14 protein-coding genes and 2 riboswitches are annotated in these 18,443 nt (G+C 28.1%); of the genes, 3 read left to right on the forward strand and 11 right to left on the reverse strand.

Features of this window, described 5'->3' with window-relative positions; genetic code table 11:
- Window positions 1-145 precede the first annotated feature (145 nt).
- The 6 genes from IC214_RS04175 to bilQ all read right to left on the reverse strand — a co-directional run bounded on the left by IC214_RS04175 (window position 146) and on the right by bilQ (window position 5,750).
- The gene (locus tag IC214_RS04175; RefSeq protein ID WP_227851165.1) at window positions 146-1,003 is read right to left on the reverse strand and encodes a MerR family transcriptional regulator; all 858 of its coding nucleotides are present in this window, start codon (window positions 1,001-1,003) and stop codon (window positions 146-148) included.
- 371 nt (window positions 1,004-1,374) lie between these two features.
- Window positions 1,375-2,934: an ABC-F family ATP-binding cassette domain-containing protein gene (locus IC214_RS04180; RefSeq protein WP_227866268.1), complete on the reverse strand. Its 1,560-nt coding sequence runs from the start codon at window positions 2,932-2,934 to the stop codon at window positions 1,375-1,377.
- Between the two features lie 183 nt (window positions 2,935-3,117).
- Complete coding sequence (locus tag IC214_RS04185; protein WP_227866269.1) at window positions 3,118-3,390, reverse strand: CD3324 family protein; 273 nt, start codon at window positions 3,388-3,390, stop codon at window positions 3,118-3,120.
- A gap of 209 nt (window positions 3,391-3,599) precedes the next feature.
- Entirely contained in the window at window positions 3,600-4,130 is a 531-nt protein-coding gene (gene bilS / locus IC214_RS04190) for a flavodoxin family protein BilS (protein ID WP_227482087.1), read from the reverse strand.
- Window positions 4,131-4,207: 77 nt separating this feature from the next.
- A complete protein-coding gene (bilR, locus tag IC214_RS04195; RefSeq protein WP_227482086.1) occupies window positions 4,208-5,302 on the reverse strand; it encodes a bilirubin reductase in 1,095 nt (364 codons plus the stop codon).
- A 1-nt stretch (window position 5,303) separates the two neighbouring features.
- A complete protein-coding gene (gene bilQ / locus IC214_RS04200) occupies window positions 5,304-5,750 on the reverse strand; it encodes a bilirubin utilization transcriptional regulator BilQ (protein ID WP_227434403.1) in 447 nt (148 codons plus the stop codon).
- 310 nt (window positions 5,751-6,060) lie between these two features.
- Here bilQ and IC214_RS04205 point away from each other — a divergent pair, with 310 nt between their 5' ends.
- Together IC214_RS04205 and IC214_RS04210 are read left to right on the forward strand one after the other, a co-directional pair.
- Window positions 6,061-7,251 carry a pyridoxal phosphate-dependent aminotransferase gene (locus IC214_RS04205; RefSeq protein ID WP_227482085.1) on the forward strand — a complete coding sequence of 397 codons (1,191 nt, stop codon included), beginning with the start codon at window positions 6,061-6,063 and terminating at the stop codon, window positions 7,249-7,251.
- Between the two features lie 166 nt (window positions 7,252-7,417).
- Entirely contained in the window at window positions 7,418-8,383 is a 966-nt protein-coding gene (locus IC214_RS04210) for a DMT family transporter (RefSeq protein ID WP_227482084.1), read from the forward strand.
- Between the two features lie 95 nt (window positions 8,384-8,478).
- Here the strand turns inward: IC214_RS04210 and IC214_RS04215 are convergent, their stop codons facing one another.
- The 4 genes from IC214_RS04215 to IC214_RS04230 all read right to left on the reverse strand — a co-directional run bounded on the left by IC214_RS04215 (window position 8,479) and on the right by IC214_RS04230 (window position 15,766).
- Entirely contained in the window at window positions 8,479-9,141 is a 663-nt protein-coding gene (locus IC214_RS04215) for an anthrax toxin lethal factor-related metalloendopeptidase (protein WP_227434400.1), read from the reverse strand.
- Between the two features lie 99 nt (window positions 9,142-9,240).
- Window positions 9,241-9,327: riboswitch (cyclic di-GMP riboswitch) on the reverse strand.
- Window positions 9,328-9,511: 184 nt separating this feature from the next.
- Complete coding sequence (locus tag IC214_RS04220) at window positions 9,512-12,412, reverse strand: SrtB-anchored collagen-binding adhesin (protein ID WP_227866271.1); 2,901 nt, start codon at window positions 12,410-12,412, stop codon at window positions 9,512-9,514.
- Window positions 12,413-12,528: 116 nt separating this feature from the next.
- A riboswitch (cyclic di-GMP riboswitch) is annotated at window positions 12,529-12,614 on the reverse strand.
- Between the two features lie 120 nt (window positions 12,615-12,734).
- The gene (locus tag IC214_RS04225) at window positions 12,735-13,913 is read right to left on the reverse strand and encodes a cation diffusion facilitator family transporter (RefSeq protein WP_227824321.1); all 1,179 of its coding nucleotides are present in this window, start codon (window positions 13,911-13,913) and stop codon (window positions 12,735-12,737) included.
- A 233-nt stretch (window positions 13,914-14,146) separates the two neighbouring features.
- Window positions 14,147-15,766, reverse strand: a complete 1,620-nt coding sequence (locus tag IC214_RS04230) for a hypothetical protein (protein WP_227835689.1) — start codon at window positions 15,764-15,766, stop codon at window positions 14,147-14,149.
- 482 nt (window positions 15,767-16,248) lie between these two features.
- Between IC214_RS04230 and IC214_RS04235 the strand changes: the two genes are divergently transcribed.
- Entirely contained in the window at window positions 16,249-17,010 is a 762-nt protein-coding gene (locus IC214_RS04235) for an EFR1 family ferrodoxin (protein WP_227866272.1), read from the forward strand.
- A gap of 183 nt (window positions 17,011-17,193) precedes the next feature.
- Here the strand turns inward: IC214_RS04235 and IC214_RS04240 are convergent, their stop codons facing one another.
- Entirely contained in the window at window positions 17,194-17,946 is a 753-nt protein-coding gene (locus IC214_RS04240) for an EFR1 family ferrodoxin (protein WP_227835225.1), read from the reverse strand.
- Window positions 17,947-18,443 lie beyond the last annotated feature (497 nt).

Consider the following 18,443-nt stretch of genomic DNA (forward strand, 5'->3'; position numbering starts at 1 on the left):
ATTTTTATCAACTCTGGCATTCTTTTTTATTTCGCTATCAAAATTTAAACAAATGATGCTAAAGTAAGCTTTTACTTTTATCTTACTTCATCAACATGGAAAATGTACCTTAGCACGTACCCTAAATTCTTTATGGAAAGTAAGTTCACTCCTTACTCATTTTTTGAGAGTTGCTTGTTTTTTGGTATATTTTATTCCATCCTACTAGTAATAAAATCATAAATACACAGGTATCTACAAAAAGAATAACTGTAACGTTCTTGACAATATTGTAGACAAAAAATATTGAGAATACTTCTACGGATAAAGCTACAAAACATAAAAAGTTCGTCAAATAATCTGCAATAGTATCACTATAGAAAACTCGTATTTGTAACCATCTACATGTAAATGGACGTAAAATAAATCTGAATACAACACAAATAATTGGATAAGCATAAATAAATTTTTTATCTACACTATTGGCTACACCATTATTCCATTGCACAGGAATTTGAGTTGGCAGTTTTGGAAATGCTATGATTGCAATCAGTAAACAAGCAATGGTTATAATTCCCCATGTAATATTTCCTCCCCACATATATAAGAAACTTACAGAGTCCAGTTTTAAAGTATGTTTATTTTCATTCCAATATTCTGGTATCTCAGTTATATATTCTTCTACTTTTAAATTTAGATAACTTAGTTCATTAAATTTAAGCATTTTTTCACACATAGTTTTTGCATTTTCCAAATCATATATTTGAGTTTTGAGAACTTGTTCCTGTTTTTCAACAATCTCATATAAAGATATTTGCTGAAGTATAATATTACGAATATCATCAATAGAAATCCCTAATGTACGTAAATATGCAATTTTTTTGATGTCCTCTATATTTTCATCTGAATACTCTCTATAACCATTACTCTCATTACGAATGGGCTGAATTAGCATTTCTTTCTCATAAAATCGAATATTAGAACGTGTTAGTCCAGTTTTTTCTTCAACTTCTTTAATTGTCATTTTTAAACACCACCTTTCGATTTATTGAATTACCTAATATCTTTCTTTTTTATTACTCTAAGTCTTCTTTAATGTTTTATTTCATTATTTGATTCGCCAATATTCCATTCTCAATAATACCACACTTTGTAATAATCTCCTCCTTGTGTGTATCTAAAACTGCTTGATTATTATATAAGATACAGTATAAACATGGTTTACAGTCAAGTATTTTTATCATTTTTTTGATTCTATTAAAAAAGGCATCGCAAATAAATGCCATGCCTTTCTATTAATTTAGTCTTTTCATATCTTTCTCAGTCCAAAAGTCAAATTAGCCTGTCTTATATTAAAATTGATAAAAGATATAACAAGTCGTATAAGATTTTCTATCATATTAAATAATTAATTGCCCACTTCTCACAATCCCAAATTTTATTAACTATATCATTATAAAACTCTGGCTCATGGCAGACTAAAATTATACTGCCTTCATATGATATTAAAGCTTTTTTTAGTTCTTCCTTTGCTTCAGAATCTAAGTGGTTTGTTGGCTCATCTAGTATTAATATATTACTAGGATTATTTATAAGTTTACATAACCTTACTTTAGCTTGTTCTCCACCACTTAATATAGAAAGCTTGCTTTCTATATGTTGATTAGTTAAACCACATCTTGATAGCATTTTTCTTATTTCATATCTTGTGTATGTTGAAAATTCATACCACACCTCATCAATAAGTTTTTTATCACTTGTTTCTTTAACTTCCTGTTCAAAATATCCAACATTTTGTTCTTCTCCTACTTCAATACTTCCACTTATTGGTTTATTTATTCCAATCAAGCTTTTTAATAAGGTTGATTTTCCTATACCATTTACACCTATTAAAGCTATCTTTTCTCCTCTTTCCATAATTAAATTTATAGGTTTACTTAATGCTGTTTCATATCCTATAACTAAGTTCTTAGCTTCAAATATCATTTTCCCAGATTTTTTGGATATTTTAAAGTCAAAGTGAGGTCTTACTTTTTCCTTTGATATACTTATTCTTTCTATTTTATCTAATTTTTTCTGTCTTGATTTTGCCATCTTACTGGTTGATGCTCTAACTTTATTTTTTGCAATATATTCTTCTATCTTTGATATTTCTCTAATTTGTTTTTCTTGAGCTATTCTTAAATTTCTCTTGTTTTCTTTATACATCTTTTGAAAATTTTCATAATTACCAATATATCTTGTCAATGTCATATTTTCAAGATGACACACCACATTCACAACACTATTTAAAAACTCCAAATCATGTGATATCAATATGAATGCATTTTCATAATTTTGAAGATATTTTCTTAACCATTCTATATGTTCTTCATCCAAATAGTTTGTAGGTTCATCTAAAAGCAATATATCTGGTTCATCTAATAATAATTTGCCTAATAATACCTTTGTTCTTTGACCTCCACTCAATTCTGAAACATCTCTATCAAGTCCAATATGTCTAAACCCAAGACCTAGGGCAATTGAATCTATCTTTGAATCAATATTGTAAAATTCATTGTTATTTAAAAATTCTTGTATATTTGCAACTTTTTCAAGAGACTTATTTATCTCATGTTCATTCATTTCTCCCATTTTACTGTATATGCTATTCATTTCACTTTCCATATAAAAAAGTTCCTTAAAAGATTCTCTTAAAATATCTTTTATTGTATTACCTTTTTCTAGTTTAGTGTGTTGATCCATATATCCAACTCTTACTTTACTACTCCATTGTATATCACCACTATCTGGAATTAGCTGACCTGTTATTATATTCATAAATGTAGATTTTCCCTCGCCATTTTTTCCAACAAGACCTACATGCTCTCCTCTTAACAATCTAAAAGATATGTCTTTAAATAATGTTCTATCTCCAAACCCATAACTTATATTATTTACATTTAAAATACTCATTGTTCTATTCCTCTTCTTAAAATTTAGAAATTCCTCAATAAAATCATATCATTTAAATAGATTATCCCTCAAGTTCATAAACAAATCTGTACTAATTTTGTACGAAAAAAGAGACTTTGTTAAAAAGTCTCTTCTTAATTTTTTGTTATATAAATCTATCTTTAGAACATTAATATTCTATTTTCAATCACTTTTTTCTTCTCTGATTATTCGTCTTATACTATGCTCCGTTAAATAATAGTCTTTTGTAAGTTCTTTAACAGAAATACCTTTATTGTACTTATCAAGTATTTCCCTATTTCTTTCTTTCAAGATATTTCTTGAACCACTATTTTCGCCCCAAGCTTTTTTATTTTCAGACTTTCGTGGTATATATAAATAAATACTATCTGTATATTCTTGAATTAATTCAAGTATCTCTTCTGGCAATATATTTTGTGCTTTTTCATACTTCATAATACTCTGCTCCCATCTACATTTTTAATTGTAAATAAAAGCAAAGACTGCACAAAAACAATTTAGCCTAAATATTATCTTTATCTATTAGGCTCTAAACAAAGTTTTATTGCAATTGTATTTTGCAGTCTTTGCTTAGAGCCAACTGAAATTATAATATCGTTACTCTCTTTCATATTGCAAACTCCCTTTCTATCTAATTTAAACTATTACATATCACTAACTTTAGCCATTATATCTTTTGTAAATCTAACAGCTTCAGATACATCTTGCTCATCTGGATGACTTTGAGACTCTTCATGACCTTTTAATTGCTCACGAATATGTTCATTTTCAGGATGAAGTTTTAGCATTTCTTCATATTTTACCTTTAAACCTTCTGCAATCTTTCCTTGGCATATAAATGACCCAACTATTTCATTGTCTTTCGAAAAGACATCTTTCACTTTGTCCATAATGTTAATTCCATAGTTACCCTTTGTACTTGCTCCCATTGTTCCAAATAAAGCTAGCTTTTTGTTGTGAATATTTTCAAAGACTAGTTTTGAATTTTTATCACAAATACCCTTATCTACCCAATATCCCAAGAATATTATATCATATTTTTCATAGTCAACATTATTATCAGTTACTTCACTGATATTTTTAATTTCTTTTTCGCCTTGCATTGCATCATATATAGATTGAGCAATTTTTTTAGTATTTCCAGTTAAACTTGAATATAAAATTAAACTTTTCATGATATATCCTCCTATATGTTAAGTATTTATCTAAAATTTCTTAATACCATTAAATTTTCAATTACTATAAGATTTTATTAATCTAATATACAACCAAATTGAGAATGTGTCTGTAATGCATCTGCACATTTTTTATTGCAGTAGCAACACTTCTTGATATCATCTACTCTTTCCTCTCTTACTTTCTGCAACCAATCACTGTCTGCCAATAGTTGTCTCGACATAGCAACCATATCTACTCTGTTATTTGATATAACACTTTCTATGAAGTCTGGACTAGATAGCTTGCCAACACCACAAACTGGAAGGTTTGTGTGTTTTTTAACTTCATCAGCTAAATACAAAAAGCATCCTTCATCTTTAAAATAAGGATGATTATTAACTGGTATGGTGTCTTCTAATTTGGAATGATTTGCTAATGTTACATGAAAACTATTTACTCCAAGTGATTCAAATTTTTTTACAAAATGCTCTACTTCAGAAAATAAAACTCCTGCATTGCCATAATGAGGATTTTCTTGTCTAATTGCAAGTTTATAGTCTATTGGAACATCCTTTATATTATTACGAATACTACTAATTATTTCACTTGCAAATCTACTTCTATTATCATAACTTCCACCATATTCATCAGTTCTACTGTTGTATATACTGGATGAAAAGCTTCCTATAAGTCTATCTCCATGAATTTGAATCATATCAAATCCTGCTTTTTTTGCATTCAATGCTGTTACTCTAAACAACTCTATAATATTTTTTATTTCTTCTTTTGTCATATTTGTTACATAATCCTTTACTCCATCATCCATAATTTTTTTTATTTCGTCATGTGAAGTAATTCCCGATTTCATAGTATTTCTGATTAAATTTATGTCATAATCTGAACAAAATATTTGTGCTGAAACTTTCGCCCCTGAATCATGTATTGCATCTACAATTTTTTTATACTCTCTAATTCCATCTTCATTGGATAAGCTTAAAGCCATTTTATGAAAACTAGGTCTAACTGATACATCTCCTATAGTAATTAAAGCTACTCCTGATTTAGCAATTTTACAAAGCTTGTTAATTCGTTCTTCCAGATTAAGACCCATACTTGTAGGTGCAAAAGATACTCTATTTTTTAATTCTAAGTTTCCAATTTTAATTGACTTTAATAAGTTGCTATACATCCTATTCTTCCTCCACTGTTGCCTTTATATCTTTTACTGTATGTAATTTCTTTACTAATTCTTTGTATTCTTCATCCAAAAACTCTTTTTTTATATTACTATCCCACTTTGAAAATATGTTTTTTATATCTCCCAGTACTTCTTCACCCTTATCTGTTACTCTCAATTGAAAAGCTCTACTATCATTAGGGTTTTGAATCTTTTCTATGTAACCATCTTGTTCTAATCTAGAGATAGTTCTTGTAGTATGAGCTTTATCCACCTCGAATTCTGTCGAAATATCATTCAAAGAACAATTCCTATTCTTATTGATATAAATTAAATAAAAATATAGACCATTCGTAAGCTTATATGGCTTTAGACATTTTTCACAATAAAGTTTAAAGTTCCTTTGTAAATAACAAATAATATACGATAAACTCTCATTCTGTAAATTTTTAAAATCCATTTTTAATTTCCCCTCTATAATTCTAATATAATATATTTGACTATATCAACTATATTATATTAAATACTTGATACAGTCAAGAATATTTTGCCTTATAACTGTATAATTTTATACTACCTTATAAAATTATCATAAAATATAATTCTTCTTTGGTTAGAATTTGTAATTTTTTATATACATCATACATAAATATATTTTATATAAAAGTTTATATTTTCAAGCAAATAATTTTTCGAAAATTGTCTAAATTCAGTAAAAATATGGTAATATATACATAAGCAATATAAATCTATAAAAGGGAGTGTTACATATGATATCTAATAAAATGCAAACTTTAGTTGCAAACAGCTCTGTTATAAGAGCCATGTTTGAAGAGGGAAAAAAACTTTCCGATATATACGGAGAAGAAAATGTTTTTGATTTTAGTATAGGAAATCCAAGTGTTGAGCCTCCAGAAACTATTAAAGCAGTTATAAGCGATATTTTAAATGAAGAATCTCCAAATCTAGTTCATGGATATATGAACAACTCAGGATATGAAGATGTAAGAGATGCTATTGCCAGCCACATAAATAAAAAAAATGGATTAAACCTTACAAGAGATAACTTAGTTATGACTTGTGGAGCTGCTGGTGGGCTAAATATCATTTTAAAAACTCTTTTAAATCCTGATGACGAAGTTATTGCTTTTGCACCATATTTTGGTGAATATAAAAATTATACAGAAAACTATGATGGAAAACTAATCGAAGTCCCTACAAATATAGAAACTTTTGAACCAGATTTAGATGCTCTAAAAAATGCTATTACTGCAAAGACAAGAGCTCTAATAATAAACACTCCAAACAATCCTACTGGTGTTATTTATTCTGAAGAATTGCTAAAAAACCTTGGAGAATTACTAGATACAAAACAAAAAGAATTTAATACAAATATATATTTAATTTCTGATGAACCATATAGAGAAATAATTTATGATGATGCTAAAGTTCCTTGTATATTAAAATACTATAAAAATTCATTTATAGGATACTCTTATAGTAAATCATTGTCTCTACCTGGTGAACGTATAGGATATATTGTGGCTAATGGAGAAATGGATGATTTTGATGATGTTATGTCTTCATTAAATGTTGCAAATAGAATACTTGGATTTGTAAATGCTCCTTCTCTTTTCCAAAGAGTTATTGCAAGAAGCTTAGATGCAGAAGTTGATGTAAATATTTACAAAAAGAACTTTGACCTTTTATATAATAGCTTAATAGAAATGGGATTTTCTTGTGTTAAACCTAGTGGTACATTCTATTTATTCCCAAAAGCTCCAATTGAAGATGATAAAAAATTCTGTGCTGATGCTAAACAATTTAATTTACTATTGGTTCCAGGTTCTTCTTTTGGTTGCCCAGGACACTTTAGAGTATCATACTGTGTATCTTACGATAAAGTTAAGAGTTCTCTACCAGCATTTGAAAAATTAGCTAAATTGTACAATTTAAAATAATTAAATAAATCTAATTACAAATAATTAGCTACCTTAGTGTAGAATTTTATATTCTATATTAAGGTAGCTTATAATTTTATAGCTTATATTTATATACCATTTTATACCAATGTACTTGAATATTGTAGCTTATAGTACTAGTATAAATTACAAGGAGGTGTTTGATTTGAAAAAAGGTTATGTTTATATAATACTAACTACCCTATTTTTTAGTTCAATGGAAATTAGTCTAAAGACAGTTACTAATGACTTTAATCCCATACAAATAACCTTATCAAGATTTTTTGTTGGTGGCTTAGTCTTATTACCTTTTGCTATAAAAAGATTAAAATCCCTTAGTCTTTCTATTACAAAATCAGATTTAAAATACTTTGCTTTTTTAGGTTTTATGTGTGTTGTAGTAAGTATGTCATTGTACCAGTTAGCTGTACTAAACACAAAAGCATCTGTAGTTGCTGTCTTATTTAGTTGTAATCCAGTATTTGTTATGCTTCTAGCTTATTTGATTCTAAAGGAAAAAATCTATAGGCACAATATAATTTCACTTATATTAGAAGTCCTTGGAATTATAGTTATTATAAATCCACTGCACACAAAATTAACTTTTAGTGGTATATTCTTAACACTATCTTCTGCCATTATTTTTTCAATGTACACTGTTTTTGGTAAAAGAAAAACGTTAAAATTTGGTGGAATAGTTGTGACTTGTTTCAGCTTTATATTTGGTAGTTTAGAAATGCTTGTATTGGTTCTACTTACTAGGATTAATTTTATATCAAATATATTAAATAAAAAAGGACTACATGTATTTGCAAATATACCTATTTTTAGTGGTTATACCTTACACAACATACCTACTATGATTTACGTATTTGTATTTGTTACAGGTGTTGGTTATGCACTTTATTTTATGGCAATGGAAGCTACATCTACTAGCCTTACATCTTTAGTATTTTTCTTTAAGCCAGTAATATCTCCAATATTGGCATTACTAATTCTTAAAGAATTTATTCCTATTAATATGATTATAGGAATTCTATTGATAGTGATTGGTTCAATAGTTTCTATTATACCTACAATAATAACTCAATCTCACAATAAACATATTGAGTCATTATATAAAAGTCAGTAATAAATATATACATAAGATTAAATTAATTAGTTTTTCACGCAATATAAAAGAGATGCTAGCATACTAGCATCTCTTAATTTTTTTATATAAATTTTCTATTTTGCTAAGTTTTGTAAAAAGCTATAAGTTTGTGGACAAGCTGCTTTTAATTTACTATTTGTGTCTTGATTTAAGTAGTAATATGCAAATGCCTCAGCAAAAAATTCTTCTGGATATACACCTAAATAATTTACATTTCCTAAAGAACGTCCTTCTTTAGCAAATATTTGTTTAAATTGTGCTGATTTAGAAATATCATTTAATGCAAGATGGTCTACTGCGTGTGCTGTTTCATGTAATTCTAAGTTTATTGCATCATGACCTTTACCTTTGTTACTAAATCCTATTCTAAGAGCTACTGTACTTCCACCTAAACCAGGAACATCATCCCAAGTTTTACCAGTATTTTCCCATCCCTTAGGAACTACACCTTTTAAATAAGCATATTCTTTTTCATCTGTTAATTTTCCACTTAATAATTTTATTTTTAAGTTATCTTGTTTTAATACATTTAAATATTTTCCATCTATATTAGCAAGTCTATTTATCATAGCATTAGCTTCTTTTTTATCGTAATTTCCATTTGGAAGAACCACTATTTCACTAAGTGTTTCTTTATTGTTTTTTAAAGTTGCACTATCTGCATGTGCACTTACTGGAACTGAACTTATTAAAAATATTGATATTATAGCGATTAATAATTTTTTACTTGGTTTCATATTATTCCCTCCTTTGAGTTAGGCCGGGAGTAATAAATTTCAAAATAAAAAAGATACCCAAGAGTATCTTTGTATATACAAAAAGAAATTTTTACTCTTTTCGGCAACTGGCTGGCGTAGTTTATTTAAACTTTAGCCCCTATAGCTTTGCGTGACTAGGTTTCCCTAGTTTTGCCTCGTTTAATTTTATATTTATATTATATCTTATATCTGTCTCTTTGTCTATAGTTTTTTGGATTTTTCTTCTAAAAAACGATTGTTTTTTTACATAATACTCCAAAAAAAAATATCTTCTAACAATATTCTCACTTGAAAATATTGTTTTAGAAGATATTTTTTAATATTACTTATATTTTTATAATGTTAGGGTCTAATTGATGTTTTTCTTTCTTCTCAATATAATAAGTCCTACAATAGCTCCTAATCCTAAAAGTATTTCTACAGTAATTGTAGTACTATCACCTGTCTTTGGTGGCACTGGTGGATTTACTACAGTATTATCTTTTACTGTATTATTCTTTTCCTGTGGCACTGGTGGGTTTACTACTTCTGGTATTGGAACAATTTGTTTAACAGGCTTTTCTATTACATCTTCTGATGGTGGTATTGGTGGATTTACTACCTCTGGTATAGGAGGATTTACCACGTTTTCTGATTGTGGTATTGGTGGATTTATTGTTGCTTCCTCTGTATCAGATGGTCTTGATGGTTTACTTGGCTTATCTGTACTTGGTGGCACTGGTGGATTCACTGTTGGTTCATCTGTACCTGGTGGTACTGATGGATTTACTGGAATATTTTCTTGTTTTACATTTTCTATATTCCCAATATCCACAATTTTACCAATATTTTTTCTATCAATTTCCACCTTTATTTTACCCTTTAATTTTTCATATCCACTTGGAGCCATTGTCTCCACTAAATAATATGTTCCTGGATTTTTGACACTAGATTCAATTATACCATCTTCATTACTAACTAAATCCTTAACTACTACTATTCCAAATGTATTTTCCAAATTAAATTTTGCACCTTCAAGAGCACTTTTATCTGAACTATCTACCTTTTTAGCTTCAAAAGCATATCCTTGTTTAGTAGTTTCTACACCAGGAGGACTTGAACCATTAATCTGAGCTACATTTTGTATGGTCTCCCCTACTTTTACATCTATAAAATCTGCATCAAATGTAACCCAACCTTGTACAGGTTCACCTTCTTTTATTTGCTTAAATTCATATTTATTTACTAATCTTATAGTATTTTTTCCATCTTCAGCTTCTTTTTTAAGTTCAAGATTATCAGAGTATTTTATATTAGATATTTTTAATGTTGGATTTACTTCATCTAAAATATTTACTTGCCCTGCATCATAAACACCATAAGTTGACATGTTTATTTTATACTTAACTATTTGGTTATCATTTCCATCTAATACCTTTTTATCAACCTCTTTTTTGGCACTTATTAATCCAGAGTTCTTCTTAAAACTTATCTCATCTCTTTTATCTACTTGACTATTATTCGCATCAAGAACAGCTCTATTTGTATAACTATCTTCAATACTAATAACTTTTAATGTATATGCTATAAAGAACTTTGATTCTACTTCTTCTTCACTAAGATTAATTGTAAATCCAGTTATAACTTTTTCTACTTGCCCACTTTCATTTCTTTTTTCTTCTGTTTTATATGAAATATTATTTGCAATTTTTTCTTTACTCCAAGGAGTCCAGCCACCATTCATTGGAACTTCTACAACTCTAAAATCATGCCCAGCTTCTCCAGCAGTAGTTAATCTCATACCTTCTGGTATATTATCTGTTATAACCACATTACTTATTGGTGATTTATCATCATTTATTGAAATCTGATAGTTGATTACTTGACCTACTTGAGTAATATTTGTTGCTCCTGAATGCCCCTTAGTCAAAAGACAATCATTTCCTCTATCAAATATACTTACAGTAGCATCATCTTCTTGAACTTTATTACCTGCAGATTCTAATCTAGCTATATTCTTATATTTGTTACCATGTTTTGCATTTTCATCACTAATTCTAGCCTTATACTTAACAGTATACGCTTTATCTATATCTCCAAAAGTAACTGAAATAGAATTTTCACCTTGTTCAATATTAAAATCACTTACTTCTTTTCCATTGCTTGCTACTATACTTACAGAATCTTTTATTAATGTCATTCCTTCAGGGAGTTCGTCATATAAAGTAATATCTTTTAATTCTTCTTCTTTTTCATTTACTTGTATAGTATAATTTACATCTTTATTTTTAACTGGCATAAATACAGTAGTTGACTCTCTTCCTTCAACAAACTTCTTAAGTGTTCCTTTAGCTTCTTCAATGTCTTCTTTATCGCCAGGTTTTATTTCTATATCCACATCTCCATTTCCACTTTCTATCTTTCCAGTAGTTTCAATATGAATTTTGGCACTTGTTTCTTCATTAACTTTATTCACATATGCTTCTAATCCAATTTTTCCTTGCATTACACTTTGACCATTAGGTAATTCTCTAAATGTAAGCGTATACTCTCCATTACTCTCTGTTTTATCAAAACATTCACTTGTATAATCTAAATTAACTTTATTAAATACATCTGGAACCTTAAAAGTTATTGAGTCACCTGCTTTTATCCCTTTTGATGTTGGAGTATAAGTTAAATTAAATGTAATTTTTTTCATTGACTCTGTTTCTATTGCATCATTATTAATTTTTACGATAAATCCGTGGTCTTCATTATCTTCATTAAGTTCTTCTTCTAAAGTCTTAAGTAAATTTTCATCCTCTATCGAAGTTTGTTCTGGTTTCTTGTTTTCTTCTGGTTTCTCTCCTTCTGGAGTTTGCTCTGGCTTCTTATTTTCTTCTTGCTTATCTCCTTCTGGAGTCTGTTCTGGCTTCTTATTTTCCTCTTGTTTATCCCCTTCTGGAGTTTGCTCTGGCTTCTTATTTTCTTCTTGCTTATCTCCTTCTGGAGTTTGCTCTGGCTTCTTATTTTCTTCTTGTTTATCCCCTTCTGGAGTCTGTTCTGGTTTCTTATTTTCTTCTTGCTTATCTCCCTCTGGAGTCTGTTCTGGTTTCTTATTTTCTTCTTGTTTTCCATCTCCAGTTGGTAAATTATTTGAATTGCTTTGTATAGACCCACTGCCTTCTAATTCTGATGCATAAGATACAGATGGATATATTGTAGTAACTATCATACTTAAAATCATAATTAAACTGATTAATAATGCCTTTTTATTTCCTTTCTTCATATAGATTGCTCCCCTCTAATCTATTTACACTCTTGTAAAATTCCATAAATACCCAATATAATTTAACTTTTTTTATCAAAAAACTATACAAAAAAAGCTATGAAATAAATAAAATTTATATTCATAGCCGGTTGCACCATTGACTCTGTATACCCATAAGGTGCCCAGTAATAGGATATACTTCAACGTCTCTATAATTTTTTTATAAAAATAATTAAAAATTATTATATTCAAATTAAATACAGTTATATATCCATTATATTATGTCTATGTTTTATTGTCTATATTTTTTACATTTTTTTCCTTTATTTTTTTATCATCATTAAATAAAATCCTTGTCTACAACAATTACACAATTATAATCAGGATTCATCTCCTTAACTAGTTTTGTTATATCTGCTTTTAGATCTTCTTCTGACATACCTTTAGAAAATTCAGAAGGATTAACTACTATATCAAAGACTAAATTCTTCTTACTTCCTTTTCCAACTATCCTAAAATCATGCATAGATTTTATAAGGCTGTTTTTCTTAAGTATTTCTTCAAGTTCTCTTTTTGATGATATAACCTCTTCATCATCAAGGCATATAGGGTCCATATGAATTACCAAATATATATCCAACTTTTCAGATATTTCTCTCTCAGCAGTATCTATAATTTCATGAATTTCCATTATATCTATATTCGCTGGAATTTCTGCATGTATAGATGCAATGCATCTTCCAACTCCATAATTATGGATTATTAAATCATGTGTACCTATTATATGTTCATAAGATAATAATAATTCTAAAATAGATTTGACCATTTCTTCATCTGGAGCTTCCCCAAGAAGAGGATTTATAGTATCTTTTACAAGAGAAAATCCTGCATAAAGTATTACTAATGATACTACAATACCTACATATCCATCTATAGGTAAATCAGTAAATCTAGCCAAAATAAAAGATATAACTACACAACTTGATGTAAATACATCTCCCAAAGCATCCAATGACACTGCTTTTAATGCTGATGAATTAATTTTATTTCCCATAAATTTATTAAAGCGACTCAACCATATTTTAACCATTATAGATGCAATTAAAAGTATCAGTGGTACTAATTCAAACTTTATAGGAACTGGATTTGTTATTCTTTCTATAGACGATTTCACAAATTGAAGTCCAACCAACATAACCATAAAAGCTACTATTAATGCTGATAGATATTCTATTCTACCATGCCCAAAAGGATGTTCTTTGTCAGCTGGTTTACTTGCTAGTTTAAACCCTATCATAGTTATTGCTGAAGATGCCATATCAGAAAGATTATTAAACGCATCAGCCATTATAGCTATACTTGATGTAAGTACACCTATAGAAACCTTTACTATAAATAAAACTAGATTAGATATTATGCCTACTATTCCTGCTACATAACCATACTTATTTCTAACAACTTTATCTTGAACATTCTCACTATCTTTGATAAATGTTTTGACTAGGATTTTTGAGAACATGAAACTTACCTCCCTGTCTTTTATTTTATTAATAAACTCGAAACTTGATATCTTTACTCATGATAACACAATTTAGATATAAAATTCTTTAAACTTGTTCTATGTCAGTAAAATATTCTTAATTTTCTTTTCTTATAGTTAATATGAAGTAGTTTTATATCTCTGACTAAAATTAATAATGTCTAATAAAATTGGTTCTAGATACTTTATACTTTTATCTAGAACCACTTTTATTATTTTATACCAACTATTTTATTTAACATAATTGAACCAGTTTCTGGACTTTCAAATTCAATTGTAACATTCTTTATATTAGATAAATTTATATTTCTAAATTTTTCAAGTGGTATTACTGTATCACTTATTGGAGTATATCTTGACCAGAATTCCATAAACTTCCCTTCTACATATTCATCTTTTATAACTTCTCCTTCAAAATACTTCATAGCAGATACTTTATCATTTTCTACAATGATACTGCTTTCTTTTCCCTTAGAATCAACTAAGCTAAGTTTGAAAGAAACTACATTATCTTTATTATTTAATTTACTAGGAGAGTTTAATGCCCATCTAAACTTTAGTGCAGAATAAGCTCCTAAGTTATTATTATTTAAAGGTAGTTCTATTTTTCCACTTTCAGATTTCCAATCAACTTGTAACAAGTCTAAATCTTCATTCACTCCAGTATTGATAAATATTTTTGCAGTATCTTTATTCAATCTCTCTGATTCAACCAATTCTTTTATATCAACATTACTTGAACTTATATTTTTAAATGTCTTTTTATTGAATAATTCTACAGATTCACTATATTTAACTTTATTTAAAGTCTGATATCCATACATTTTATAAGGCAATCCTTTTTTATTGAAGATAGGTGATTCACTACTATCAAACTCAAAAATAGATTTCATATAGTCAACTGCATAATTAGAGAAAAAATCTCTATGTTCTTCTTGTCCTAATTTCTCAGGATAAGTTCCATTAGTAGTCTGTGGCTTAGAAAACTCTTTTTCTCCTAAAACTGAGTTGTATGCATTATGATTTCCTCCCACTAGATAAGTTAGACCCAGTGGGCTTTTTCTATTTTTATCTAAAGATATATCATAAAAAATATCATCTCCACTATGAACAACATCTCCATCATACTCTGAAACTATTATTGCTGTTGGTATATCAGGAAACTTTTCTATCGGACTATTATACGCTGGTGTAAGTGATATAATTCCTTTTATCCCTTTGAATCCTTTTTGTATTTGGTCTTCTGCTATTTTAATTACCCCTGAACCTGCTACAGAATGTCCTATAAGACCAATTCTATTTAAATCAACTTTATCTTTGAGGTATAACCCAAATCCATTTTTCTTACCTTCGTTTATGTCTTTAAAAGTTTGTATATATGTTTGAGCTAAATAAGTTATTCTTTCATTTTCCACTGGTTCTCCATACTTAAAAGTATAATTTACTGAGGTATCAATAGATACTCCTATTATACCATTTTTTGCCAAAGCCTCAGTAAGATATTTAAATCCATCTTCAAAATCATTTTCTCCATCTCCATGTTGTCCATGAAAGATTAATACTACAGGTGCTTTTTCTTTTATATTTTCAGGTACTGATATTATTCCTTCCATATTAAATGGTATAGATTTACCTCTTATAACCATTTCTGATGTTCCTAAATTAAATTTATTAGTTTCAACCTTATTATTGCTATTTTTTGTTGAATTTATTTCATATGATATTTTTTCATTTGATACTGTATCCGAATTAGATTTATTTGTGCAACCCACAAGAAGAGCACTTATAACTATTATAGATAAAATTATACTGACCCACCTTTTAAACTTCATAAATATTTTCCTTTCTATATATCCCTTTAGATAAAATTTTTAAATTTTTATTAATTGCATTTATTCCTTAACATTCACTTATTAAGCTTTCTACTATTATAACCTATAGTCACTTCCTACTCATATAAATATAAAATAATATCACAAACAAATTCTCTATTATATTTTTCATAATACTAGTTATTTATATGCATCTTAATTGACAACTTTTATTTATTAAGTAGCATAGAAATATCTTATTTATAATCAAACCAACATATTTATAACAGATTTTTTATATTAATTTATATCTAAGTAAAATAAAAAATTCTTTATTAACAACATTTTTAAATCAATAAAAAATGCTCTATTTTCTACATATCAAAATTAATTCACATAACTTTTGCTCAAATATCTATTCAAAACATAAAAAAATGACTTTTAAATATACTCATGGTAGAATAAAACAAATAAGTCAATAAATTAAGATTTGGAGAAAAATTATGCTAGGAATATATTTCAGTGGAACAGGCAATTCAAAATATTGTATAGAAAAGTTTTTGCAGGAATATGATATGACATCAAAAGCATTTTCTATTGAAGATAAGCAATTGTTACATCAAATTAGTCAGCATAAAGATATTGTATTTAGCTATCCTACACAATACAGCAACATACCTAAAATATTAAAGGACTTTATAATCAATCATCAAAATTTATGGAAAGACAAGCGAGTTTTTATTATTACAACAATGGGGTTATTCAGTGGAGATGGAGCAGGTATCTTAGCTCGTTTGCTTAAAAAATATGGTGCAGTCACTATTGGAGGTTTACATTTAAAAATGCCTGATAGCATTGCTGATGAAAAGGCATTAAAAAAGACTTTAGAAAGCAACAAGAAACTCATAACAAATGCAGAGCAAAAAATAAAGCATGCTGTAAGAAAAATACAAGATGGAACTCCACCACAAGATGGAATCGGAATTTTTCATCATATAGCAGGTTTATTTGGACAAAGGTTATATTTTATTAATAAAACAAAATACTATTCAGACAAATTAAAAATAAGTGCTGATAAATGTATTGGCTGTGGAAAATGTGCAAGCCTATGTTGCTTGAAAAATATTGTTGTGAAAAATGGTGTTGCTATACCAGGAAATCAATGTACTATGTGTTATCGCTGTGTTAATAATTGCCCAAAACAGGCAATTACCTTATTAGGTAAACGTGTAATTGAACAAAGTAAAATTGAAAAACATCTATAATACAAGTTTCATTATAATTTAATTATGATGACTAATTAATTTAATTGATTAAAAAAAGACAGCTGACTATTTATCAACTGTCTTTTAAATTAATACTCCATTAAATAAAATCTATGTTATATAATGATTGCTTTTAAAGCACCCTCATCAAAATACATCAGGATTAATTTAAGTCATTTATTTTTAGATTTCCTTTGGGCAAATATAACGTGCCATCCCCTTGCTATGTTCGCCATATTCAATAGCTTCTTTTGGACATCGACATATACAAGCCATGCAATGAGTGCAATGATTTCCCCAGTTTGGCTTTCCATCATTAAGGTGTATATTTCCAAGTGGACATACATTTTCACATTTCTTACAAGAAACACAAGCATCTGTCACATAAAATTTTTTAGAATGAACAAATACTGGATAAAATATATTATTGACCAATCCACTACTGAATTTAGCCTTAAATGTTGCTTTCGATTCTGGGAATGCTATATCAGTTCTAATACATTGTATTGTAGATGATATTTTCTGCTCAGCTTGTTCAATCGTTACTAGAGCTTCTTCTTTACTTGGTGTACTAAAAAGCGCAATATAGTTTTCTGGCATGACTACAGAAGCACATCCTCTGTAATTCATCCCTTTTGCTTTACACAATTTCTTCAAGTATGTGCCTGAATTGCCAATATCAGCCCCACAGGTCATTACAAAATAAATATTCTTATTTCCACTAAGTTCTGTTTTCATCAACCATTCATGCACAATACGTGGAATACGCCATGCATAAGTTGGTACAACGATAACCCATGGTCTTTCAGATGCTAAATGAGAATAATCCCTAGTTCGAATTTTTTCAAATATATTCAATACTTCATTCTGAAGCTCTTTACCCATTCTTTTTGCTACATATTCACTATTACCAGTCCCAGAAAAATATACAATCATAATTTTAGCAACTCCTTTATAAAATTCCTATTTTTAAACCCATACATATTTTTAACTTACTTAAATACTCAGATATACTTTTTATTTGTATTTTTACTCTTTTAGTTCTCCTCAATATGTTTCGTTAATGTTCTTTAACCATTATATCAGACAAAATAAATATTGCGACATTGGTAAAGAAACTCTTTACCATTAAAAGATTATATATCATTATTTCATATCAAATACTTTTAAAATTATGTTGTTTATCAGTTTATATCTTCAAGACTCTTTACATCATATCAGGACTCATTTAATGGCAGTAAATTAGTAGCAATAATAATCTTTAAATCTCACGAATATTTTGCTAAATACCATATTTTAATGGTCAATCATCTTTTTAAGTATAATAATGTACCATACAAAAAAGTGATAAATAGTATTTTGAAATCACTTACACAAAAACAAATAAAACCGCAAAAGCGTAGTATTAATACGATTTTGCGAAATTTTATAAT

The organism is Clostridioides sp. ES-S-0190-01, assembly GCF_020658275.1.
Taxonomy (GTDB): domain Bacteria; phylum Bacillota; class Clostridia; order Peptostreptococcales; family Peptostreptococcaceae; genus Clostridioides.

Coding starts and splice junctions, on each gene's coding strand:
- IC214_RS04175 (WP_227851165.1), bottom strand. CDS start 1,003: ATGACAATTAAAGAAGTTGAAGAAAAAACTGGACTAACACGTTCTAAT.
- IC214_RS04180 (WP_227866268.1), bottom strand. CDS start 2,934: ATGAGTATTTTAAATGTAAATAATATAAGTTATGGGTTTGGAGATAGA.
- IC214_RS04185 (WP_227866269.1), bottom strand. CDS start 3,390: ATGAAGTATGAAAAAGCACAAAATATATTGCCAGAAGAGATACTTGAA.
- bilS (WP_227482087.1), bottom strand. CDS start 4,130: ATGAAAAGTTTAATTTTATATTCAAGTTTAACTGGAAATACTAAAAAA.
- bilR (WP_227482086.1), bottom strand. CDS start 5,302: ATGTATAGCAACTTATTAAAGTCAATTAAAATTGGAAACTTAGAATTA.
- bilQ (WP_227434403.1), bottom strand. CDS start 5,750: ATGGATTTTAAAAATTTACAGAATGAGAGTTTATCGTATATTATTTGT.
- IC214_RS04205 (WP_227482085.1), top strand. CDS start 6,061: ATGATATCTAATAAAATGCAAACTTTAGTTGCAAACAGCTCTGTTATA.
- IC214_RS04215 (WP_227434400.1), bottom strand. CDS start 9,141: ATGAAACCAAGTAAAAAATTATTAATCGCTATAATATCAATATTTTTA.
- IC214_RS04220 (WP_227866271.1), bottom strand. CDS start 12,412: ATGAAGAAAGGAAATAAAAAGGCATTATTAATCAGTTTAATTATGATT.
- IC214_RS04225 (WP_227824321.1), bottom strand. CDS start 13,913: ATGTTCTCAAAAATCCTAGTCAAAACATTTATCAAAGATAGTGAGAAT.
- IC214_RS04230 (WP_227835689.1), bottom strand. CDS start 15,766: ATGAAGTTTAAAAGGTGGGTCAGTATAATTTTATCTATAATAGTTATA.
- IC214_RS04235 (WP_227866272.1), top strand. CDS start 16,249: ATGCTAGGAATATATTTCAGTGGAACAGGCAATTCAAAATATTGTATA.
- IC214_RS04240 (WP_227835225.1), bottom strand. CDS start 17,946: ATGATTGTATATTTTTCTGGGACTGGTAATAGTGAATATGTAGCAAAA.